Origin of the sequence: Burkholderia sp. ABCPW 11 (assembly GCF_001523445.1) — a bacterium.
Taxonomy (GTDB): Bacteria; Pseudomonadota; Gammaproteobacteria; order Burkholderiales; family Burkholderiaceae; genus Burkholderia.
In genome coordinates this window covers 1-22,840 of record NZ_LOVM01000066.1, presented here as the reverse complement: position 1 = coordinate 22,840, position 22,840 = coordinate 1, and the positions used below count along the sequence as shown (strand labels likewise).

General features: G+C 69.3%; 19 protein-coding genes and 1 pseudogene. 14 read left to right on the top strand and 6 right to left on the bottom strand.

Annotated features, from left to right (window positions below; translation table 11 throughout):
* Positions 1–23: 23 nt before the first annotated feature.
* Together WS61_RS23570 and WS61_RS23565 are read right to left on the bottom strand one after the other, a co-directional pair.
* Positions 24–1,070 carry a beta-propeller fold lactonase family protein gene (locus WS61_RS23570; protein WP_059503997.1) on the bottom strand — a complete coding sequence of 349 codons (1,047 nt, stop codon included), beginning with the start codon at positions 1,068–1,070 and terminating at the stop codon, positions 24–26.
* Positions 1,057–2,424 (bottom strand): MFS transporter, encoded by a 1,368-nt coding sequence (locus WS61_RS23565; RefSeq protein ID WP_059503996.1) that lies wholly within the window; start codon positions 2,422–2,424, stop codon positions 1,057–1,059. The genes WS61_RS23570 and WS61_RS23565 overlap by 14 nt, the downstream gene beginning before the upstream one ends.
* Positions 2,425–2,871: 447 nt before the next feature.
* Here WS61_RS23565 and WS61_RS23560 point away from each other — a divergent pair, with 447 nt between their 5' ends.
* Together WS61_RS23560 and WS61_RS23555 are read left to right on the top strand one after the other, a co-directional pair.
* Entirely contained in the window at positions 2,872–3,852 is a 981-nt protein-coding gene (locus WS61_RS23560) for a hypothetical protein (protein ID WP_059504047.1), read from the top strand.
* Between the two features lie 334 nt (positions 3,853–4,186).
* On the top strand, positions 4,187–5,665 hold the full coding sequence (locus WS61_RS23555; protein ID WP_059504045.1) for a deoxyribodipyrimidine photo-lyase: 1,479 nt from the start codon (positions 4,187–4,189) through the stop codon (positions 5,663–5,665).
* 22 nt (positions 5,666–5,687) lie between these two features.
* Here the strand turns inward: WS61_RS23555 and WS61_RS35745 are convergent, their stop codons facing one another.
* The 3 genes from WS61_RS35745 to WS61_RS23540 all read right to left on the bottom strand — a co-directional run bounded on the left by WS61_RS35745 (position 5,688) and on the right by WS61_RS23540 (position 8,139).
* The gene (locus WS61_RS35745; RefSeq protein WP_059503995.1) at positions 5,688–5,810 is read right to left on the bottom strand and encodes a hypothetical protein; all 123 of its coding nucleotides are present in this window, start codon (positions 5,808–5,810) and stop codon (positions 5,688–5,690) included.
* The gene (locus tag WS61_RS23545) at positions 5,801–7,033 is read right to left on the bottom strand and encodes an MFS transporter (protein WP_059503993.1); all 1,233 of its coding nucleotides are present in this window, start codon (positions 7,031–7,033) and stop codon (positions 5,801–5,803) included. The genes WS61_RS35745 and WS61_RS23545 overlap by 10 nt, the downstream gene beginning before the upstream one ends.
* Before the next feature lie 164 nt (positions 7,034–7,197).
* Complete coding sequence (locus WS61_RS23540) at positions 7,198–8,139, bottom strand: LysR substrate-binding domain-containing protein (protein ID WP_059503991.1); 942 nt, start codon at positions 8,137–8,139, stop codon at positions 7,198–7,200.
* Positions 8,140–8,466: 327 nt separating this feature from the next.
* On the opposite strand from WS61_RS23540, the gene WS61_RS23535 reads away from it, so the two are divergent.
* Both WS61_RS23535 and WS61_RS23530 read left to right on the top strand, forming a co-directional pair.
* Positions 8,467–9,504, top strand: a complete 1,038-nt coding sequence (locus WS61_RS23535) for an alpha/beta fold hydrolase (RefSeq protein ID WP_059503989.1) — start codon at positions 8,467–8,469, stop codon at positions 9,502–9,504.
* A gap of 128 nt (positions 9,505–9,632) precedes the next feature.
* Entirely contained in the window at positions 9,633–10,388 is a 756-nt protein-coding gene (locus WS61_RS23530) for a 4'-phosphopantetheinyl transferase superfamily protein (RefSeq protein WP_059503987.1), read from the top strand.
* 21 nt (positions 10,389–10,409) lie between these two features.
* Here WS61_RS23530 and WS61_RS23525 read toward each other — a convergent pair whose 3' ends face one another.
* Positions 10,410–11,330 carry a glutamate/aspartate ABC transporter substrate-binding protein gene (locus WS61_RS23525; protein WP_059503985.1) on the bottom strand — a complete coding sequence of 307 codons (921 nt, stop codon included), beginning with the start codon at positions 11,328–11,330 and terminating at the stop codon, positions 10,410–10,412.
* A 212-nt stretch (positions 11,331–11,542) separates the two neighbouring features.
* Here WS61_RS23525 and hutH point away from each other — a divergent pair, with 212 nt between their 5' ends.
* From hutH to WS61_RS34115, 10 genes and pseudogenes are all read left to right on the top strand, one after another.
* Complete coding sequence (gene hutH / locus WS61_RS23520; protein WP_059503983.1) at positions 11,543–13,066, top strand: histidine ammonia-lyase; 1,524 nt, start codon at positions 11,543–11,545, stop codon at positions 13,064–13,066.
* A gap of 4 nt (positions 13,067–13,070) precedes the next feature.
* Positions 13,071–13,766 (top strand): histidine utilization repressor, encoded by a 696-nt coding sequence (gene hutC / locus WS61_RS23515; RefSeq protein ID WP_059503981.1) that lies wholly within the window; start codon positions 13,071–13,073, stop codon positions 13,764–13,766.
* A 39-nt stretch (positions 13,767–13,805) separates the two neighbouring features.
* Complete coding sequence (gene hutU, locus WS61_RS23510; protein WP_059503979.1) at positions 13,806–15,494, top strand: urocanate hydratase; 1,689 nt, start codon at positions 13,806–13,808, stop codon at positions 15,492–15,494.
* Between the two features lie 2 nt (positions 15,495–15,496).
* On the top strand, positions 15,497–16,108 hold the full coding sequence (locus tag WS61_RS23505; RefSeq protein ID WP_059503978.1) for a HutD family protein: 612 nt from the start codon (positions 15,497–15,499) through the stop codon (positions 16,106–16,108).
* Between the two features lie 4 nt (positions 16,109–16,112).
* Positions 16,113–17,336, top strand: a complete 1,224-nt coding sequence (hutI, locus tag WS61_RS23500; RefSeq protein ID WP_059503976.1) for an imidazolonepropionase — start codon at positions 16,113–16,115, stop codon at positions 17,334–17,336.
* 195 nt (positions 17,337–17,531) lie between these two features.
* Positions 17,532–18,908, top strand: a complete 1,377-nt coding sequence (locus tag WS61_RS23495) for a formimidoylglutamate deiminase (RefSeq protein ID WP_059503974.1) — start codon at positions 17,532–17,534, stop codon at positions 18,906–18,908.
* A gap of 61 nt (positions 18,909–18,969) precedes the next feature.
* Positions 18,970–19,767, top strand: coding sequence for an N-formylglutamate deformylase (hutG, locus tag WS61_RS23490; RefSeq protein WP_059503972.1), 798 nt, complete (start codon positions 18,970–18,972; stop codon positions 19,765–19,767).
* 739 nt (positions 19,768–20,506) lie between these two features.
* Positions 20,507–21,307, top strand: a complete 801-nt coding sequence (locus WS61_RS23485; RefSeq protein WP_059503970.1) for a gamma-glutamyl-gamma-aminobutyrate hydrolase family protein — start codon at positions 20,507–20,509, stop codon at positions 21,305–21,307.
* A 12-nt stretch (positions 21,308–21,319) separates the two neighbouring features.
* Positions 21,320–22,657 (top strand): glutamine synthetase family protein, encoded by a 1,338-nt coding sequence (locus WS61_RS23480; protein WP_059503968.1) that lies wholly within the window; start codon positions 21,320–21,322, stop codon positions 22,655–22,657.
* Between the two features lie 28 nt (positions 22,658–22,685).
* A pseudogene (locus tag WS61_RS34115) lies at positions 22,686–22,840 on the top strand (aspartate aminotransferase family protein); the annotation flags it as partial.

Below are 22,840 nucleotides of genomic sequence, written 5' to 3'. Positions count from 1 at the left end.
TGCTTCTTCAAGCCTTCCTGCCTTCAGACGATCGCGATCCAGTTCGCGCCGCGGCCTCCCGGCACGCGCGCGTGCAGCGACAGCGTGCCGTCGTCCGGCGCGATCGCATACACCGCCACGTGTTCCGACCGTTCGCCGCAGGCGACGAGCCAGCGTCCCGACGGATCGATCGCGAACCCGCGCGGCTGGGTTTCGGTGGCCGTCGCGTGTGCGGGCTCGAACGAGCCGTCTTCGTGGCGGCGATAGCAGAGCAACCGGCTCGACGTGCGCTCGCTGACGTACGCGAAACGCATGTCGGGCGTCAGGTGCAGATCGGCGGCCCACACGGACGGCTCGGCGGGGGCGGGCGGACGCGCATGGCCTTGCGCGAGGTCGGCCACGGCCGGGTGGCGCGCACTCACGCGTGCGTCGCCGAGCCGGCCGGTGTCGGTGTCGCGGGCGAAGGTTGCGAGCGTGCCCTGGAATTCGCTGACGACGACCAGCGTGCGGCCGTCATCCGCGAACCGCAGGTGACGCGGACCGAAGCCGGCCGGCACGCGCGTCTCGCCGTGTTCGACCGCGCGCAAGCCGGCGGCGTCCTCGACGAGCGCGAAGCCGAACACGCGGTCCGAGCCGAGCGAGCTGACGTACGCGAAACGGTCGTCCGGCGACACGATCACCGCGTGCGCGTTCGCGATGCCGCCCGCAACTTGCAGCGGCGCGCCGTCGCCGTCGCGCACGCGTGCCGCATCGTAGAGGCTCAGCGAACTCCCGCCGTACGATGCGCCGAGCAGCCAGCGGCCGCTGCGGTCGAGCGACAGGTACGCATGGCTCGCGTCGATCGCGGTCGTGCCGATGCGCGCGAGCGCGCCCGTGGCGGCGACGCGGAACGCGACGATCGTCGGCTGCTCGCCGCGCGTCGCGACGTAGAGCCGCGTGCGGTCGGCCTGCACGGCGATCGGCATCGCGACGTCGGCGGCGGGATAGCGGGCGAGCGGCGCGAGCGTGCCGTCGCCGGCGAGGGAGAACGTGGCGAGGTCGCCGTCGGCGGCATTCGAGACGACGACGGTCAGGCGGTCAGTGTTCGGCATGGCGGAGCATCGGGGCGTGCGTGAAGGATTCGTCGGCCGGCCGGCCGCGCGGCGGATCGCTGCGCCGCTGCGTGCGCGCGAACAGCGCGGCGACCGCGGCGACGAGCGAAGCGATCGCGAGCGCATACAGCCCGCCCGTGATCGAACCCGTATGTTGCTTCAGATAGCCGAAGGCCGTCGGCGCGACGAAGCCGCCGAGGTTGCCGACCGAATTGATCAGCGCGATCACGGCCGCGGCCACGCGCGTGTCGAGATAGCCCTGCGGGATGGGCCAGAACAGCGACGCCGCCGCCTTGAAGCCGAGCGCGGCAAAGCAGATCGACGCGAACGACCACACCGGATCGGGCGACGTCGACGCGAACAGCCCGCACGCGGCGAGCACGAGCGCGAACGCGAGCCAGCGCTGCGGATGCTTCCATTTCGACGACAGCACCGCGAAGCCGTACATCGCGCCGATCGCGATCATCCACGGAATGGTGTTGTACAGGCCGACCTGGAAATCGGTGAGGCCGCCCATCTTGCGGATGATGGTCGGCAGCCAGAACGTGGCCGCGTAGATCGTCAGCTGGATCGAGAAGTACAGGAAGCAGAACAGCATGATCTGCGGACCGCGCAGCAGCGTGGTGGCGCGCACCGGCACGTTCGAGCGGACGTCGCGCGTGGCGCGCTCGTCGTCGAGCGCGTTCTGGAGCGCCGTGCGTTCAGCCGGCGTGAGCCACGTCGCGTCGCGGATATGCGATTTCAGCAGCAGCCAGCTCGCGCCGCACAGTGCAACCGAGAACAGCCCCTCGATGAGGAACATCCATTGCCAGCCTTCGAGGCCGAAGCCGTGGATCGACAGCAGCGCGCCGGTGACGGGCCCGGACAGCACCGACGCGAACGCGGAGCCGCCGAGGAAGATCGCCATTGCCTTGCCGCGCTCCTGCGGCGGCAGCCATTGCGACAGGTACAGCACGACGCCGGGGAAGAAGCCGGCCTCGGCCGCGCCGAGCAAAAAGCGCAGCACGTAGAACGACGTGTCGTTCCACACGAACGCCATCGCGGCCGCGACGATGCCCCACGTCGCCATGATCCGCGCCAGCCATACGCGCGCGCCGTAGCGCTGCATCAGCAGGTTCGACGGCACTTCGAACAGCGCATAGCCGACGAAGAACAGCCCGGCGCCGAGCCCGTACGCGGCCGCGCCGATGCCGATCGACGCTTCGAGATGGCGATCGACGAAGCCGACGTTCACGCGGTCGATGTAGTTCGCGATGAACATGATCAGCACGAGCGGCAGCACGTGCCACTTCACTTTCGAGACGGCGGATGCGAGCGGGTCGCGGCCGGGCAGGGCGGACGAGGGCGGGTTCAACGGTGTCTCCGGTCGGGCGGCGGACGGGGCGATGGCCCCGCGTCGGCGTCTGGGTGGCGGTTTGTGTAGTACGTCGTCGTATAACATGGTACGCCGGAGTATCGGGGATGGCGTCGCGGGTTTACCCGGAAATCTCCCAATGATGGTGAAGTTTTCGACAAGAGATGTTCTGCTCGAAACGTCTGATGACGTATGACATCAAGCCGGTTGCCGTCGCGACGAGCGGTACCGTCGCGGGAGGTCGTACCGCATATGAAGAAGCTCGGCGCGATCGCGTTCAACGACGCGCAGGCGACTCGCCAGCCGTTTGCAGCGGAGGGCGGCTACGTTCCATCGACGGATGCGCTCGCGGTTGCGGCAAAATACCTCGCGTGCGAACCCGGCGACGGGCGCGACGCTCGCCGCGAACCGCGGCGATTTCATGCCTTGACGACGGAGCAACGGATCATGCAGGACAACCAGTACGCGCGGCATGTGTTCGCGTTCAACGGTGACGCGGACGGCCTGTGCGCGCTTCAGCAGTTGCGGCTCGCGCAACGCGTGCAGGGCACGCTCGTGACCGGCGTGAAGCGCGACATCAGGCTGCTCGAGCGTATCGACGCGGGCGCAGGCGACCTCGTCACCGTGCTCGACGTGTCGCACGACCAGAACCGCGACGCGTGCGCGCGGCTGCTGCGCGACGGTGCGACGGTCCGTTACTTCGATCATCACTTTGCAGGCGAACTGCCGGACCATCCGCGCTTCGACGCGCATATCGACACGGCGGCCGACGTCTGCACCAGCGCGATCGTGAACCGCCATCTCGGCGGCCGGTACGCGCGCTGGGCGATCGTCGCGGCATTCGGCGACGAGCTGCCGGCGCTCGGCGATGCGCTGGCGCGCGAGCACGGCGTCGACGAAGCCGAGCGTTGCGTGCTCGCGGAACTCGGGCGCTATCTGAACTACAACGCATACGGCGAGTGCGTCGGCGATCTGCATTTCGATCCGGCGGCGCTCGCCGACGCGATGCTGCCGTGCATCGATCCGCTCGATTTCGTGCGCGAGACGGCCGTGTTCGCCGCGCTGCGCGACGGTTACCGCGACGACATGGCGCGCGCATGCGCGCTCGCGCCGGTGCGCGAGGTGCCGGGCGCGACGCTCGTGCGGATGCCCGATCTCCCGTGGGCGCGGCGCGCGACCGGCATGCTCGCCAACGAGCGGATGCGCAACGCGCCGCATGCGGCGCTCGCGGTGCTGTCGCCGCGCGCAGGCGGCGGGCTCGTCGTCAGCGTACGCGTGCCCGACGGCCGGCCGATCGGCGCGGACGAGTTCTGCCGCGGCTTCTCGACCGGCGGCGGGCGCAAGCGCGCGGGCGGCATCAACCATCTGCCGGAAGCCGAGTTCGATGCGTTCGCCGAGCGCTTCGAGGCCGCGTTCCGGCTCGATTGACGCGACGCATCGTAATGACCCGATCGGTCGGTCGCATCGGCGGCACGGTCGGCCCGTGGGGCCGCCGCAGCGCGATGCGATGCGTTCGGTGTTGCACCGGCCGTGCGGGTGCGCGGTGTGCACGAACCGCTCGACGCACCGCAGCCGGAGAAATATGCCGCGCGTGCCGCCTTCCGGCAGTGCGATTTCCATCGAATTGAAGCGGATCGTGCCGCCGCACGCGGTGGCGCGGTGGCGCGGTGGCGTGCTGGCCGAGACGGCCGGCGTCGACGCTGTGCAGCGCAGCCGCGACAATACGCGTCTCTTTTTGCTTTCGCCATCGAGGTGCCTGCCCATGTCCACCCGGCAGTCCGTTGCCCCCGCGATCGTCTGGTTCCGCGACGATCTGCGCGTGACCGATCAGCCCGCGCTGACGCGCGCGGTCGCATCCGGCCGGCCGCTCGTCTGCGTCTTCGTCGACGACACGGGCGCCGGCGCCGGGCCCGCGCTCGGCGGTGCGGCGCGCTGGTGGCTGCACGGGGCGCTGGCAGGGCTCGACACCGCGCTCGCGCGGCAGGGCGGGCGCTTGTTGCTGTTGCGCGGCGACGCGCAGCGCGAGATCGAGCGCCTCGTCGGCGATACGGGCGCGGCGGCCGTGTACTGGAACCGTCGCTATGCGCAGCCGCAGCGTGACGCGGATGCGGCGCTGAAAGCGTCGCTCAAGGCGCGCGGCGTGACGGTGGAGAGCAGCAACGGCAGCCTGCTGAACGAGCCGTGGGAGGTGCTGACGGGCAGCGGCGGCCCGTATCAGGTGTTCACCGCGTACTGGCGCGCGGTGCGGCGAGATCGCACGGTTGCCGTGCCGCTGCCGGCACCCGGGCGGATCGCGTTTCATCCATGGCCGAAGGCCGTGCGCGACCGCGCGCTGGCGCTCGACGCGCTCGCGTTGCGTGCGCATGCGCCGGACTGGGCCGGCGGTTTGCGCGATGCGTGGCCGGCGCCCGACGAGGCCGGCGCGCACGCGCGACTCGACATGTTTCTGACGACGTCGCTCGCCGGCTATGCGCAGGCGCGCGATCGGCCCGACCTTCCGACGACGAGCCGGCTGTCGCCGTTCCTGCGCTTCGGCAACGTGTCGCCGCGACAGGTGTGGCATGCGGTGCAGGGCGCCGCGAGTGCAGGCGGCGCGGCGTATGCGGCGCACGCCGACAAATTCCTCAGCGAGCTCGGCTGGCGCGAATTCAGCTACATGCTGCTGTATCACTTCCCGGCGCTCGCGACCGACAACTTCCGCGCGCAATTCGATGCGATGCCGTGGCGCGACGATCCTGCGGCGTTACGTGCATGGCAGCGCGGGCGGACCGGCTACCCGCTCGTCGATGCGGGCCTGCGCGAGCTGTGGACGACCGGCTGGATGCACAACCGCGTGCGGATGGTCGTCGCGTCGTTCCTCGTCAAGCATCTGCTGATCGACTGGCGCGCGGGCGAAGCATGGTTCCGCGACACGCTGGTCGACGCCGATCCCGCGAACAATGCGGCGAGCTGGCAATGGGTAGCCGGCTGCGGCGCCGATGCCGCGCCGTATTTCCGCATCTTCAATCCGGTCGCGCAGGGGCGGAAGTTCGACCCGGACGGCGCGTACGTGCGGCGCTGGGTGCCCGAGCTTGCCGGCCTCGACGATGCGTCGATCCATGCGCCCTGGGAAGTGTCGCCGCTGGCGCTCGACGCGGCCGGTGTACGGCTCGGCGTCGACTACCCGGCGCCGCTCGTCGAGCCCGCGGCCGCGCGTGCCCGGGCGCTCGATGCGCTGGCGGCGTTGCCGAAGCGCCGTTGACCGTCCGCTCCGGTTTGCCGCATCAATTGCAGAGCGCGACGTGCTCGAGCAGCGCGTGCGCGACGCCCGAATCGAAATAGGCCGCGCCGCACCACGCGACGAACGCGAGCGTGCCGGCCGCCAGTGCCGCGCGGATCATGCCCATGCCGCGTTGCCCGATGCCGGGCGCGCGACACGCGCGTCGTCGATTGGCAGGTGCAGCAGCGCCGCGAGCACGCCGAGCGCGATCGAACCGATCCACAGCGGCAGGTACGAATGCGTCGCGTCGTACACGACCGCACCGAGCCACACGCCGAAGAAGCTGCCGAGCTGGTGCCCGAAGAACACGAAGCCGAACAGCGTCGCGATGTAGCGCACGCCGAACACCTGCGAGATCACGCCGTTCGTCAGCGGCACCGTGCCGAGCCACGTGAATCCCATCACGGCCGCGAACCCGTAGACGCTCGCGGGCGACAGCGGCACGGCGACGAACGCGGCCATCGCGCATGCGCGCACGAGGTACAGCACCGACAGCACGTACTTGCGCCGCAGCAGTCCGCCCAGATGCCCGCACGCGTAGGTGCCGGCCACGTTGGTCAGCGCGATCAGCGCGAGCGCGACGCTTGCGTGGCGCGCCGGCAGCCCGTGGTCGAGCAGATATGCGGGCAGGTGCGTCGCGATGAACGCGAGCTGGAAGCCGCACGCGAAGAAGCCCGCGTTCAGCAGCCAGAAGCCGCGATGCGCGAACGCCTCGCGCATGGCTTCGCCGATCGACTGGCCGGGGCCGGCTGCAGCGCCGGCCGCCTGCGCGGGCCGGTCGCGCAGCAGCACGGCGAGCGGTGCGAGCAGCGCGGCGACGAGCGCCAGCGCGACGAACGCGTGCCGCCAGCCGATGCCGCCGATCAGTTCCTGCGCGACGGGCACCATGCAGAACTGGCCGAGCCCGCCGATCGCGCCGGCGATACCGAGCGCCCAGCCGCGCCGGTCGGGCGGGAACAGGCGGCTCAACGCGCCGTAGATCGACGCGAACGCCGAGCCCGACAGCGCGACGCCGATCACGAGCCCGGCGCCGACCGTGAACAGGCCGGTCGACGCAGCATGCGCCATCGTGACGAGCCCGGCCGCATACAGCAGCATGCCGGCGACGATCACGCGCACCGAGCCGAAGCGGTCGGCCACCATCCCGGTGAATGGCTGTGCGACGCCCCAGATCAGGTTCTGCAGCGCCAGCGCGAGCCCGAACGCTTCGCGCGACCAGCCGTGGTCGAGCGAGACGGGTGCGAGGAACAGGCCCTGCACGTGGCGGATGCCGAGCGCGGCGCCCATGATCAGACCGCCTGCCAGCACGGGCAGCCAGCGGCGCCGGACTTCCTGCTCGATCGGGGTCATGCGTGTCTCCGGATGAAGGCGCGCGGCGAAACGGCCGCGCTCGATCCCGATTAGACGAGCGGGGCGGCCGACGCTCAAGCGATCATTCGGTCAGGTTGGCATGCGCAACGGGAATGCGAAGAGGGCGGCCGTTGCCTGCGCTCACGCGCATCCGCGCCGCGGGCTCAGGCCGACGTCGTATCGTGCGCGTGCATTGCCGCGTCGCATTCGGCCGCTTCGGCGAGTATCCAGTCGCGCACGTCGGCGACTTCGCGGCGCGGGGCCGGATCGTGCTGGAACAGCCAGTAGCCGTACGTTTCCGAGCGCGTTTGCGTGTGCGGCCCGAGCACCGCGAGCCGGCCGTCGGCGAGCATCGGCGCGACGAGCGCGAGCCGGCCGAGCGCGATGCCCTGGCCCGCGATCGCGGCCTGGATCACCTGGTCGTACTGGTTGAAGCGCAACACGCCTTTCGGACGCGCATCGCCGAGCCCCGCCGCGTGCAGGTGTGCGTGCCACTGCAGATGCGGTTGCGGCGGCCCGTCGAATTCGAGCAGCACGTGATCGGCGATCGCCGCCGCGCTCGCGACCGGCCGCGCGGCGAGCGCGGGATGCGCGACCGGCACGACGATCTCGTCGAACAGGCGCAGCGCACCGGCCGGCGCACGGTCGCGCGGGCAGTAGCGGATGCCGAGGTCGATGCCTTCGGCGCGCAAATCGAGTACCTTGTCGTTCGCGGCGACGCGCAGGTCGATCGCGGGCAGCCGCGCCTGCAACCGTCCGAGCCGAGGCAGCAGCCAGAGCGCGGTCACGCCGATGCTGGCGGTGATCGTCACGGGCTGGCGCTCGCGCACGGCGGCGAGCGACGCGACGGTGTCCTGCAGGCTGTGCAGCGCCGCATCGGCGACGCGGAACAGCCGCTCGCCTTCCGGCGTGAACGCGATCTTCCGGTAGCCACGCTGCAGCAAGGTGACGCCGAGATGCGCTTCGAGCGCATGGACCTGGCGGCTGACCGCCGATTGCGTGACGCACAGGTCCTGCGCGGCGAGCGTGATGCTCATGCGGCGGCCGACGGCGACGAAACCGCGGACGAGATCGAGCGACGGGAGACGGACGAGTGGCGTTGACATGCGCGTGGCTCATGTGAACGGAGCAGCAAGATTGGTTGAGAACGCGGCACGCGTCAAGTTCAATGGAGGCCGGTCGATCGCGGAAGAGGGGTTGAGTAAGCCCGAGGCGCCCGCCCGGACCGACCGCGAAGCATGGGATTCCAGTAAGCGCTGAAACACTAACCGGGGCGACCGCCATGCACGAAACCCAGTAAGGTCTGAAGTGCCAACTAGGTCGACCGCGATGCATGGCACCCCAGTAAGCGCCGAAGTGCCAACTGGGGTCGACCGCGATGCATGTGACGCCAGTAAGCGCTAAAGCGCCGACTGGGGTCGACAGGAGACACGATGACGATTTCGAACGAGGAAAGCGGCGCGGCGCCAGGCAGCCGCGCGGCGGGCGCATTGCCGCCCGAGCCCGTGACGCTGCGCGCGGCCGACGGCTACCCGTTGCGCGGCCATGTCTGGCGCCATCGCGGCGGCGGCGTGCGGCCCGTGACGGTCGTCAATTGCGCGACGTCGGTGCGCTGCGACTACTACTTTCGTTTCGCGGCGTGGCTGTTCGCGCAGGGGCGCGACGTGCTCGTCTACGACTATCGCGGCATCGGCGGGTCGCGCCCGGCGCAGCTCGCGAAGCTGCGCGCGACCTGGCTCGACTGGGGCCGGCTCGATTGCGAGGCCGCGCTGCATTACGCGCGCGACGCGTTTCCGGGCCAGCCGCTCGATGTGGTCGCGCACAGCATCGGCGGCTGCGTGCTCGGCCTCGCGGCGTCGAACGTGCACGTGCGGCATGTGGTGACCGTCGGCGCGCAGTATGCGTACTGGCGCGATTACCTGCTCGCCGAGCGGCGCCGCATGTGGTGGAAGTGGCATGTCGCGATGCCCGCGCTCGCGGCCGTGTTCGGCTACGTGCCCGCGAAGCGGCTCGGCTGGATGGAGGACACGCCGCGCGGTATCGCGCTGTCGTGGGCGCGTTCGCGGCCGCGTTTCGAGGATGGCTACATCGGCAGCGTGCTCGACGACGGCGCGGCGAGCCGCGCCGCGTTGCCGGCGCGCTTCGCGGGGCTGTCGGCGCCGATGCTCGCGATCGGCCTCGACGACGACGCGTTCGGCACGGTCGACGCGATCGAGCGGCTGGTCGGCTATTACACGGGCAGCAACGTCACGCATCTGCGGATCGCGCCGGCCGACATCGGCGTCGATGCGATCGGCCATTTCGCGTTTTTCCATAGCCGCTTCACCGACACGCTGTGGCCCGTCGCGTCGTACTGGCTGCAACACGGCGTGCTGCCGGCCGATGCGCCGGGCACCGTGCATGCGCTCCACCCGGCGTCGCGCGGACGGCTGTCGGGGAGCGGCGCGCCGGGCAGGGCCGCGAACGGATGACCCGGCGCATCCGAACGTCACCCCGCTCTCGTGGCTTGCTTTCCGATCCGGCGGCAGCGGCCGCAGGCAGGCGCGATCGATTAACATCGGACGTTTCGTCTTAAAGCCCAGCGAGCTGCCGCGCGCCGATGTCCATTCCGTCCGATTCCGCTTCTCCCGTTGCAACGCCGCACGCGTGGCGCGTGCATGCGCTCGACGTGCCGCCCGCCGCGACGCGCGCCGGCGTGCGGGTCGCGCGCGTCGATTTCGACTGGCGCGTGCCGCTCGTGTCGCCCGCGTATGCGGCGCTGAGCGACGACGAACGCGCACGAGCCGCGCGCTTCCTGCGGCATGAGGATGCGGTACGCAGCGCCGCGACGCGCGCCGCGCTGCGCGACGTGCTCGGCGCGGCGCTCGGCATCGCTGCGCACGCGGTCGCGATCGTCGTCGACGCATCGGGGCGGCCGTCGCTGGACCGCATGCATCGCGCGGCGCTCGATTTCAACGTGTCGCACGCAGGCGATCATGCGCTGATCGCGTGGGCGCCGGCGGGCCGCGTCGGCGTCGATATCGAGGGCTGCAACCGCGCGGCCGACTGGCGCGCGCTGACGCGCGAAGTGTGCGCGCCTGCGGAGGTCGCGTATCTCGACGGCCTGCCGCCCGGCGCGCGCGAGCGCGAATTCATGCGGGTGTGGTCCGCGAAGGAGGCGCTGCTCAAGGCGCTCGGCACCGGCATCGTCGGCGGGCTGCGCGCGTTCGCGGTCGTGCCGCCGCGCGACGCCACGACGCCTGCGACGACGGTCGTCGAGCCGGCCGCGCCCGCCGCCGGCGTCGCGGCGTTCGACGCCGCGTGGCTCGACGCGGCGCCCGGCTACGCGGCGTGCGTCGCGTGGACGCGCGCGTAGGCCGGGGCCGGCGCGCTGCGCTTACTCGAGCGGCGCGTCGTTCGGCGCCGCATAGCGCGCCTTGATCGCGTCGCTCATCGGAAAGTCGAACGCCAGCCCCTTCGGCGGCACCGGCTTCATGAACCATTTGTCGTACAGCGCGTTGATCTCGCCGCCTTTCATCAGCTGCACGAGCACGCCGTCGACGAGCGCCTTGAACTGCGGATCGTCCTTGCGCAGCATGAACCCGTAGGCTTCCGACGATTGCGGCGTGCCGACGATCTGCCAGTCGGCCGGTTTCGCGGCGAGCTGGCGCACGCCCGCGAGCAGCACGTCGTCCATCATGTACGCGGCCGCGCGGCCCGATTCGAGCGTGAGGCGTCCTTCGCCGTAGTCCTTTGCGCTGATGATCTGCATGTTCATCTTCTTTTCCTCGTTCATCTTGCGCAGCAGGCGTTCGGATGTCGTGCCCTGGTTCGTCACGACCGTCTTGCCGGCGAGATCGGGGAAGTCGCGGATGCCCGAGTTCGTGCGCGTGAGCAGGCGCGTCGTCGCGACGAAGAAGGTGGTCGAGAACGCGACCTGCGCATGGCGCGCGGCGAGATTGGTCGTCACGCCGCATTCGAGATCGACGGTGCCGTTCTGCACCAGCGGAATGCGGTTCTGCGAGGTGACCGGAATGAAGCGCACCTGCAGGTCGGGCTTGCCGGTGCGCGCCTTCACCGCGGCGATCACGCGGTCGCACAGGTCCTGCGAGAAGCCGATGACCTTGCCGCCCGCATCGACATACGAGAACGGCACCGACGTTTCGCGATGGCCGATCGAAATCAGGTTGGCCTGCCGGACTTTCTCCAGCGTGCCGGACGACGGCTCGGCCGCGAAGGGCGCGCTGCACGCGAGCGCGCACGCGGCGACGAGCAGGGGGCCGCCGACGCGGGCGGCGAATCGTGACGGGAAGGGCATGGCGGTCTCCGGAGCGAATGGTGATTCGTATGTTGCCAAAGACAAAATAATTGCAACATATGTTAATGCCCGGTCCTGGCGGGCCAGTCCGGCGGGGCTGCGGGGCATCAGGGAAACTCCCGAGTCGAAATCGGCGAAAAACGGGTTGTCTAGACAAGTTGACGTGGCTACACTTCAATCCATTCCGAACTTGTCTAGACAGGATTGCTCACATGATTACGTTGACCCCCGGCCACCTGACCCTCCCGCAACTGCGCCGGATCGCTCGCGAATCCGTGCAACTGAAGCTCGACCCGGCGAGCTTCGCGAAGATCGACGCGGGCGCGAAGGCCGTCGCCGACATCGCCGCGAAGGGCGAGCCGGCCTACGGCATCAACACGGGCTTCGGCCGCCTGGCGAGCACCCACATCCCGCACGACCAGCTCGAACTGCTGCAGAAGAACCTGGTGCTGTCGCACGCGGTCGGCGTCGGCGAGCCGATGGCGCGCTCGTCGGTGCGCCTGCTGATGGCGCTGAAGCTGTCGAGTCTCGGCCGCGGTCACTCGGGCATCCGCCGTGAAGTGATGGACGCGCTGATCACGCTGTTCAACGCCGACGTGCTGCCGCTGATTCCGGTGAAGGGCTCGGTCGGCGCATCGGGCGACCTCGCGCCGCTCGCGCACATGTCGGCCGTGCTGCTCGGCGTCGGCGAAGTGTTCATCCGCGGCGAGCGGGCGAGCGCGCTCGACGGCTTGCGCGTCGCGGGCCTCGCGCCGCTGACGCTGCAGGCGAAGGAAGGCCTGGCGCTCCTGAACGGCACGCAGGCGTCGACGGCGCTCGCGCTCGACAACATGTTCGCGATCGAAGACCTGTACCGCACCGCGCTCGTCGCGGGCGCGCTGTCGGTCGACGCGGCAGCCGGCTCGGTGAAGCCGTTCGACGCGCGCATCCACGAACTGCGCGGCCATCAAGGCCAGATCGACGCGGCCGCGTCGTACCGCGAACTGCTCGAAGGCTCGCCGATCAACCAGTCGCACCGCGACTGCGACAAGGTGCAGGATCCGTACAGCCTGCGCTGCCAGCCGCAGGTGATGGGCGCGTGCCTGGACCAGATGCGCCATGCGGCCGACGTGCTGCTGGTCGAAGCGAACGCCGTGTCGGACAACCCGCTGATCTTCCCGGATACCGGCGAAGTGCTGTCGGGCGGCAACTTCCACGCCGAGCCCGTCGCGTTCGCGGCCGACAACCTCGCGCTCGCCGCGGCGGAAATCGGTGCGCTGGCCGAGCGCCGCATCGCGCTGCTGATCGATGCGACGCTGTCGGGCCTGCCCCCGTTCCTCGTGAAGGACGGCGGCGTGAACTCCGGCTTCATGATCGCGCACGTGACGGCGGCCGCCCTCGCGTCGGAAAACAAGACGCTCGCGCACCCGGCGTCGGTCGATTCGCTGCCGACTTCCGCGAACCAGGAGGACCACGTGTCGATGGCGACGTTCGCCGCGCGCAAGCTCGCCGACATCGCGGACAACACGAAGCACATCCTCGCGATCGAACTGCTGGCCGCCGCCCAGGGCGTCGACCTGCGCGCGCCGTACCACACGAGCCCGAAGCTCGCGCCGGTGATGGAAATCATCCGCAGCCAGGTCGCGCACTACGAACTCGACCACTATTTCGCGCCGGACATCGCGGTGATCGCGAAGCTCGTCGGCGAGCGCGCGTTCGCGAAGGTCGCACCGTTCTCGTTCGCATCGGAACAGTAAGCCGATGAGCGCGCCGGTCTACCAGGAGATCAAGGACTTCATCCTGGCCCGCATCCACACCGGCGAGTGGGAGGAGGGCGACCAGGTGCCGTCCGAGAACGAGCTGGCGCGCGAGTTCAAGGTGGCACGCATGACCGTCAACCGCGCGCTGCGCGAGTTGACGGCCGAGCAGGTGCTCACGCGCATGAAGGGCGCGGGCACCTACGTCGCGCGGCCGAAGTACGAGTCGACGCTGGTGGCGATCCGCAGCATCTCCGAGGAAGTCAGTGCGCGCGGGCATGCGTATCGCGCCAGCGTGCTCGGGCTCGACACGATCCGCGCCGACGAGGCGCTCGCCGACGAGATGCAGGTGGCCGTGCGCACGAAGCTGTTTCATTCGCAGGTGCTGCACTTCGAGAACGACGAGCCGGTGCAGCTCGAAGAACGATGGGTGAATCCGGTGGTCGCGCCGGATTACGCCGAGCAGGATTTCACGAACACGACGCCGAACCTGTACCTAATGCGCGCGGCGCCGCTGCAGCGCGTCGAGTACCGGATCGAAGCGGCGGCGCCGGCACCGGAGCGGCGCGAGCAGCTGCGGATGGACGACGTCGAACCGTGTCTGGTTTTACATCGGCGCACCTGGTCGCAGGGCGTCGTCGCCTCGGTGGCGAATCTGTGGCATCCCGGCAGCCGTTATCGCTTCACCGGGCATTTCTGATTCCTTATTGATATTCATTTTCCTTCGGGAGCAGTCGTCATGAACCATCCGAAACACATCGATCCCCGTCTCGATCCGACGCGCACGATCCGCGCGCCGCGCGGCAGCGAGAAAACCTGCAAGACCTGGCTGGCCGAAGCGGCCTACCGGATGATCCAGAACAACCTCGACCCGGAAGTCGCCGAGCATCCGCATGCGCTCGTCGTGTACGGCGGCATCGGCCGCGCGGCGCGTAACTGGGAATGCTACGACCAGATCCTCGCGTCGCTGAAGGATCTCGAAGAGAACGAAACGCTGCTGATCCAGTCGGGCAAGCCGGTCGGCGTGTTCCGCACGCACAAGGATGCGCCGCGCGTGCTGCTCGCGAACTCGAACCTGGTGCCGCACTGGGCCAACTGGGATCACTTCCACGAGCTCGATCGCAAGGGCCTGATGATGTACGGCCAGATGACGGCCGGCAGCTGGATCTACATCGGCAGCCAGGGCATCGTGCAGGGCACCTACGAAACCTTCTTCTCGGTCGCGAACCAGCACTTCAACGGCGATCCGTCGGGCCGCTGGATCCTGACGGGCGGTCTGGGCGGGATGGGCGGCGCGCAGCCGCTCGCCGCGACGATGGCCGGCTTCTCGATGATCGCGGTCGAATGCGACGAGACGCGTATCGACTTCCGCCTGAAGACGCGCTACGTCGACAAGAAGGCGACGACGCTCGACGAAGCGCTCGGCATGATCGACGAAGCGAAGCGCACCGGCAAGCCGGTGTCGGTCGGCCTGCTCGGCAACGCAGCTGACGTGTTCGCGGAACTCGTCGCGCGCGGCATTACGCCGGACTGCGTGACCGACCAGACGAGCGCGCACGACCCGATCAACGGCTACCTGCCGCAAGGCTGGACCGTCGCGCAATGGCGCGAAGCGCAGAAGGTCGATCCGCAGAGCATCGTGAAGGTCGCGAAGCAGTCGATGGCCGTCCAGGTGCGCGCGATGCTGGCGCTGCAGGAAAGCGGTGCCGCGACGCTCGACTACGGCAACAACATCCGCCAGATGGCGCTGGAAATGGGCGTCGAGAACGCATTCGACTTCCCGGGCTTCGTGCCGGCGTACATCCGCCCGCTGTTCTGCGAAGGCAAGGGCCCGTTCCGCTGGGTCGCGCTGTCGGGCGACCCGGAAGACATCTACAAGACCGACCAGAAGGTGAAGGAGCTGATCCCCGACGATCCGCACCTGCACAACTGGCTCGACATGGCGCGTGAGCGCATCGCGTTCCAGGGCCTGCCGGCACGGATCTGCTGGGTCGGCGTGAAGGATCGCTATCGCCTCGGCCAGGCGTTCAACGAGATGGTGAAGAACGGCGAACTGAAGGCCCCGATCGTGATCGGCCGCGACCACCTCGACACCGGTTCGGTCGCGAGCCCGAACCGCGAGACGGAATCGATGAAGGACGGGTCGGACGCCGTCAGCGACTGGCCGCTGCTCAACGCGCTGCTGAACACCGCGGGCGGCGCATCGTGGGTGTCGCTGCATCATGGCGGCGGCGTCGGCATGGGCTTCTCGCAGCACTCGGGTGTCGTGATCGTCGCCGACGGGACGGCCGACGCGCACGAGCGTCTCGGTCGCGTGCTGCTGAACGACCCGGCGACCGGCGTGATGCGCCATGCGGATGCCGGCTACGAACTCGCGCAGCAGACGGCTCGCGAAGCCGGCCTGAAGCTGCCGATGCTCGGCCGCTGAGCATGACGGCGCTCGATCAGGCGCCGGCGACCGCCGCGCTGATCCGCGGCGCGGATCTCGTTGCGTCGCCGTGGAAGAACGGCGGCGGCGTGACGCGCGAGATCGGCGCGTTCCCGCCGGGTGCTGCGCTCGACGCGTTCGCATGGCGTGTGAGCGTCGCGGACGTCGGCACGGCCGGGCCGTTCTCGCGTTTCGACGGCGTCGACCGCACGCTCGTGCTGCTGTCCGGCGCGGGCATGACGCTCGTCGAAGCGGGCGGCACGCGGCACGTGCTCGACGCACCGCTGGCCCGCGCGGATTTCGCGGGCGAGACGGCGATCGATGCGACGCTGCACGACGGTGCGACGCGCGACTTCAACCTGATGACGCGCCGTTCGGCCGCGCGCGGGTCGGTCGACGTATGGCCCGAGGGCATGCACCGCATCGAGTGCGCCGATACCGTCCTGCTGTTCTGCGCAACGGGTGCGGTCGGCGTCGAGATCGACGGCGCGCACCACGCACTGCAGGAAATGGACACGTTGCGGCTCGACGGGCCGCGGCGTGCGTTTGACGTCGTCGTGAGCGGAAGCGGCGCGCTGCTCGCCGTCTCGCTCACCGTCGGCGAACGAGACTGAACGCATGAAACCGACTGTCTGGCATCACCTGAGGCTGTGTCCGCACGGCCATCCCGACGAGACGATCGACGACGCGGCGATTGCCGTCGACGAAACCGGCGCGATCGCGTGGCTCGGCGCGTTGTCCGCGCTGCCGCACGGCTATGCGCATTGGCAGCGCGAGGACTTGCACGGCGCGTGGGTGACGCCGGGCCTCGTCGACTGCCATACGCACCTCGTGTATGGCGGCACGCGTGCCGACGAGTTCGCGCAGCGCCTCGCCGGCGTCAGCTACGAGGAGATCGCGCGGCAGGGCGGCGGGATCGTGTCGACGGTGCGCGCGACGCGCGCGGCCGACGAGACGACGCTGTTCGTGCAGGCCGCCGCGCGCCTGCAGCCGCTGCTCGCCGAAGGCGTGACCGCGATCGAGATCAAGTCGGGCTACGGGCTCGATCTCGCAAGCGAGCGCAAGATGCTGCGCGTCGCGCGCCAGCTCGGCGAGCGCTTCCCGGTCACGGTCTACACGACCTTCCTCGGCGCGCATGCGCTGCCGCCCGAATATACGGGGCGCGCGGACGCGTACATCGACGAAGTCTGCGACCGGATGCTGCCGACGCTGGCCGACGAAGGGCTCGTCGATGCGGTCGACGTGTTCTGCGAACGCATCGGCTTTTCGCTCGCGCAGACCGAGCGCGTGTTCGAGGCCGCGACGCGGCGCGGGTTGCCGGTGAAGCTGCATGCGGAGCAACTGTCGAATGCGGGCGGGACGGCGCTCGCCGCGCGTTACCGCGCGCTGTCCGCCGACCACCTCGAATTTCTCGACGAAGCCGGTATCGAGGCGATGAAGGCGGCCGGCACGGTCGCCGTGCTGCTGCCCGGCGCGTACTACTTCATCCGCGAAACGCAACTGCCGCCGATCGAGCTGCTGCGCAAGCACGGCGTGCCGATCGCACTCGCGACCGATCACAACCCCGGCACGTCGCCGCTCGAATCGCTGCTGCTGACGCTGAACATGGGCTGCACGCTGTTCCGCATGACGGTGCCCGAGGTGCTGCAGGGCGTCACGCGCCACGCGGCCGCGGCACTCGGCCGCGCGGATCGCCACGGCGCGCTCGAGGTCGGCCGCCAGGCCGATTTCGCCGTGTGGTCGGTCGGCTCGCTGGCCGAGCTGGCGTACTGGATCGGCCGGCCGCTGTGCGAGCAGGTCGTACGCGGCGGCACGACCGTGTTTCGCCGGATGAACGGATAAGTTTCGCGACGGACCGGGCCGGGTCGTGACGGCCCGGTCCGGCCGACGCTTTGCATGGGACCGGACCGGTGCGCAACGGCGCCCTCCGGTCGATCGCCGCGAGGCAGGCGCTGGGCGTGACGCGCGCGCCTGCCTGCCGCGGCACCGGGCCGGACGAGACGCTGACGCGCTCGAGCCGGTCGATGAGGACTCGCCATGACCGATACCCTGTTGTTCGCGGACCATGCCTACCTGCCCGATGGCTGGCGCCGCAACGTGCTGCTGCGCTGGGACGCAACCGGCACGCTGACCGACGTGACGCCCGACACCGATGCACCGGCGGGTGTCACGCGTGCGGCCGGGCCGGTGCTGCCCGGCATGCCGAACCTGCATTCGCACGCGTTCCAGCGCGCGATGGCGGGGCTCACCGAATACCGCGCGAATCCCGCCGACAGCTTCTGGAGCTGGCGCGACCTGATGTACCGTTTCGCACTGAAGATCACGCCCGACGCGCTCGCGGCGATTGCACGCTGGCTGTATGTCGAGATGCTCAAGTGCGGCTACACGTCGGTGTGCGAATTCCACTACGTGCATCATGCGCAGGACGGCTCGCGCTATCCGCGGATCGCGGAGCTCGGCACGCGCGTGGTCGATGCGGCGCGCGCGGCCGGCATCGGCATCACGATGCTGCCCGTGTCGTACCAGTTCGCCGGCTTCGGCAACAAGCCGCCGCGCGACGACCAGCGCCGCTTCATCAACACCCCCGACGGCGTGCTCGAACTGCTCGACGCGATGCGTCGCGCGGCGCCCGAACACGGCGGGCTGCGCTACGGCGTCGCGCCGCATTCGCTGCGCGCGGTGTCCGAGAGCGGGCTGCGCGTGCTGCTCGAAGGGCTGCCCGACGATGCGCCGGTGCATATCCACATCGCCGAGCAGACGGCCGAAGTCGACGACTGCGTCCGTGCCTACGGCGCACGCCCCGTACAATGGCTGCTCGATCGCTTCGACGTCGATGCGCGCTGGTGCCTCGTGCACGCCACGCACGTCGACGCGGCCGAGACGGCGGCGCTCGCGAAGCGTCGCGCGGTCGCGGGCCTGTGCCTGACGACCGAAGCGAACCTCGGCGACGGCGTGTTCCCGGCGGTCGACTATCTCGCGCAGGGCGGCGTGATCGGCGTCGGCTCGGACAGCCACGCGTCGGTCGAATGGCGCTCGGAGCTGCGCCTGCTCGAATACGGGCAGCGGCTCGTGCACCGCGCGCGCAACGTGCTGGCGAGCGAGTCGCAGGCGCACGTCGCCGATCGCCTGTTCGATGCGTCGCTCGCGGGCGGCGCGCAGGCGAGCGGGCGGCGCATCGGTGCGCTGCGTGCAGGCTGTCGCGCCGACTGGCTCGTGCTCGATCCCGATCATCCGGCGATCGCCGAGCACGGCAGCGCGGCATGGCTGTCGGGCATCGTGTTCGCCGAGCACGGCGAGACGCCGGTGCTCGACGTCTACACGGGTGGCGAGCGCGTCGTGAGCGGCCGCCGCCATCGCGACGAAGCCGCCGCGTATGCCGACTACCGCGCCGCGCTGGCGCAACTGCTGCGCTGACGCGCGGCAACCGGCGCACGCCGCATGCGTGCGCCGGCAGACTCTTACACGGTGAGGCGACATGACTGAACAACCGGCTGTATTCACGTTGAAGCAGGGCACGCTGCCGCTGCTGATCTCGATTCCGCACGCAGGCACGTACATCCCCGACGACATCGCCGCGACGATGACGCCCGATGCGCGCTTCGTCGACGATTGCGACTGGCATCTCGAGCGGCTGTACGGCTTCGCGGCCGATCTCGGCGCATCGATCCTCGTGCCGTCGCACGCGCGCTACGTCGTCGACCTGAACCGTCCGCCCGACAACGAGAACCTGTATCCGGGGCAGGACACGACGGGGCTCGTGCCGGTCGATACGTTCGACAAGGCGCCGCTGTATCCTGCGAACGCACTGCCCGGCAATGACGAGATCATGCGTCGCCGCGATCGCTACTGGCTGCCGTATCACGACGCGCTGCAACGCGAGATCGCACGCCTGAAGGGCGAACACGGCCGCGTGCTCGTGTGGGAAGCGCATTCGATCCGCTCGCACGTGCCGCGTTTCTTCGAAGGCCGCCTGCCGGATTTCAACTTCGGCACGTCGAGCGGCGCGAGCGCGGCGCCCGGCCTCGCGGAGGCACTGGCTGCGCGCGTGCTCGCGCATGGCGGCTATACGGCCGTCGCGAACGGGCGCTTCAAGGGCGGCTACATCACGCGTCACTATGGCGTGCCCGATACCGGCGTCGAAGCCGTGCAGCTCGAACTGTCGCAGATCACCTACATGGAAGAGACGCGTCCGTACGCGTACGACGAAGCGCGTGCCGCGCGGATCGTGCCGCTGCTGCAAACGCTCGTCGAAACCGCACTTGCGCATCGTTGAGCATCGGCCGCCTGTATGCGGCAGCGCGGCGCGACAGGGCGTCCCCCCCGTCGACACATAGCAGGCAAGCCGGTGCAATGCACAAAACGGCATCGATCCGCGCGGTCGATGCCGTTTTTTTTCGTCTGATCGACGTCGTCATCGACACCTGAAAATTTGACGCAATTTTTAAGTGATATAAGCTGAATGTCAGAAAGTCGTCACGCGCGTATCGGCGGCGAGGCCATCGACGATGGCCGGACTGCGCCGGAATTCGTGCGAGACATCTTGCTCACGTGCCGCCACGCGGCATTGCGACACGTGTCCTGCCTTCATCAGTCAGTCGAGTACGATCGTGAAAGCCGCCAGCCCTTCGATACGCCGGACGCGAAGTCCGTCGGCGGGCGCGCCGCCTCAGGCCGGGCCGAACCGGCATGCTGATCGCGGCACGCGCGCCGCCCCGTTACGCGAGCCTCGCTTTTTCGCCATTTCCGATCGCGGCCCGCGCCGCTTCAATCTCGTGACCGCGCACGTGTTCAGCGCGGTGCAGTGCGACGGCAGCGCATCGTTGTTGCCCTAGCGTCCCTTTCCGCTTCCGTCCCGGACCGCACCGCCTGTTGCCGCAGCCTTCGCGCGGCAAGCTTGCGTCTGCGCTGGCGTTTTCGCTTGCGTGGCGCGATGGCGCGCGCGTGCGGCTCGTCCGAGAACCTGCATCGTTGTGCGTGCAAGCGTGTCGCGCGCCATCACCGGAGAGACGCCGATGCGTGCGCGACCGATCGTAGCCGTTACCGCCGACCGCATCCTGCGCGGTGCGCATCCGAACCACGCGGCGGGCGAGAAGTACCTCGCCGCCGTCGTCGACGGCGCCGGCGCGCTGGCGTTCGTGCTGCCCGCGCTCGGCGCGCGGCAGCCGGCCGATGCGATCGTCGCGGCCATCGACGGGCTGCTGTTGACCGGCAGCTATTCGAACGTCGAGCCGCATCATTACGGCGGCGCCGCGAGCGCGTCCGACATGCTGCACGATCCGGCGCGCGATGCGACCGCGTTGCCGCTGATCTGCGCGGCGATCGAAGCGGGCGTGCCCGTGCTCGCGATCTGCCGCGGCATGCAGGAGCTGAACGTCGCGTATGGCGGCACGCTGCATCAGCGGCTGCATGCGACGACCGGCTTCGACGACCATCGCGAACGGCCGGACGATCCGCTCGAACGGCAGTACGGCCCCGCGCACGTCGTGCAGTTCGCCCCCGGCGGCCTGCTGCAGCGGGTCGCGCGCGGCGCGCACGAGGCGACGGTCAATTCGCTGCACGACCAGGGCATCGCGCGCTTGGGCGCGGGGCTCGCGATCGAGGCGAGCGCGCCCGACGGACTGGTCGAGGCCGTCAGCGTGCGCGGCGCGCGCGCGTTCGCGCTGGGCGTGCAGTGGCATCCCGAGTGGCGCTACGCGGAGCAGCCGCTGTCGCGCGACATCTTCGCGGCATTCGGCGCGGCGTGCCGCGCGCACATGACGCACCGCATTCATGCGGCCGGCGGCGCGACGCCTGCCGCATCCGACATCGACTGAACGAGGCCGATCATGCAACCCGAACTGAGCGAATTCCTGCGACAGCACCGTATCACCGAAGTCGAAGCGATCATTCCCGACATGGCCGGCATCGCGCGCGGCAAGATCATTCCGCGCAACAAATTCGAATCCGGCGAATCGATGCGCTTGCCGCAGGCCGTGATGGTGCAGACCGTCACCGGCGACTATCCGGAAGACGGCACACTGACCGGCGTGACCGATCCCGACATGGTGTGCGTGCCCGATCCGTCGACGATCTGCCTGATCCCGTGGGCGGTCGATCCGACCGCGCAGGTGATCCACGATTGCGTGCATTTCGACGGCTCGCCGGTCGAGATCTCGCCGCGCTACGTGCTGCGCCGCGTGCTCGACCTGTACGAGGCGAAGGGCTGGAAGCCGGTCGTCGCACCGGAACTCGAGTTCTATCTGGTCGACATGAACGCCGATCCCGACCTGCCGCTGCGTCCGCCGGTCGGTCGTACGGGGCGCGCGGAAACGGGCCGCCAGTCGTATTCGATCGAGGCCGTCAACGAGTTCGATCCGCTGTTCGAGGACATCTACGAGTACTGCGAAATGCAGGGCCTCGATATCGAGACGCTGATTCACGAAGTCGGCGCCGCGCAGATGGAGATCAACTTCATGCACGGCGACGCGCTCTCGCTGGCCGATCAGGTGTTCCTGTTCAAGCGCACGGTGCGCGAGGCAGCGCTGCGTCACAACATGTATGCGACGTTCATGGCCAAGCCGATGGAAAACGAGCCGGGTTCCGCGATGCACATTCATCAGAGCCTTGCGGATATGCGCACCGGACGCAATCTGTTCGCCGACGAAAACGGCGCCGTATCGCCGCTGTTCCACAGCTATCTGGCGGGGCTGCAGAAGTACACGCCGGCGCTGATGCCGATCTTCGCGCCGTACATCAATTCGTATCGCCGCCTGTCGCGCTTCATGGCCGCGCCGATCAACGTGCAGTGGGGCTACGACAACCGGACGGTCGGATTCCGGATCCCGCAGTCGACGCCGGTCGCGCGGCGCATCGAGAACCGCATCCCGGGCGTCGACTGCAACCCGTACCTCGCGTTCGCGGCGACGCTCGCCGCCGGCTATCTCGGCATGATGCAGCAGCTCGCGCCGACCGAGCCGATCGCATCGGACGGCTACGACCTGCCGTACCAACTGCCACGCAATCTCGAGGAAGGCATTTCGCTGATGGCCGCGTGCGAGCCGCTCGCCGGCATTCTCGGCGACAAGTTCGTGAAGGCCTACCTGGCGTTGAAGGAAACCGAATACGAAGCGTTCTTCCGCGTGATCAGCTCGTGGGAACGCAGGCATCTGCTGCTGCACGTGTGAGCGTGCGGCGCTGTTTGACGGAGAAAACATGACCGATCGAAACGAAGCTTTTTTGCCGCGCTCGACCGCCGATTTTCGCGCGCTCGACGCCGCGCACCACATCCACCCGTTCTCGGACATGGGCGCGCTCAATCGCGCGGGCAGCCGCGTGATCGTGAAGGCCGACGGCGTCTACCTGTGGGA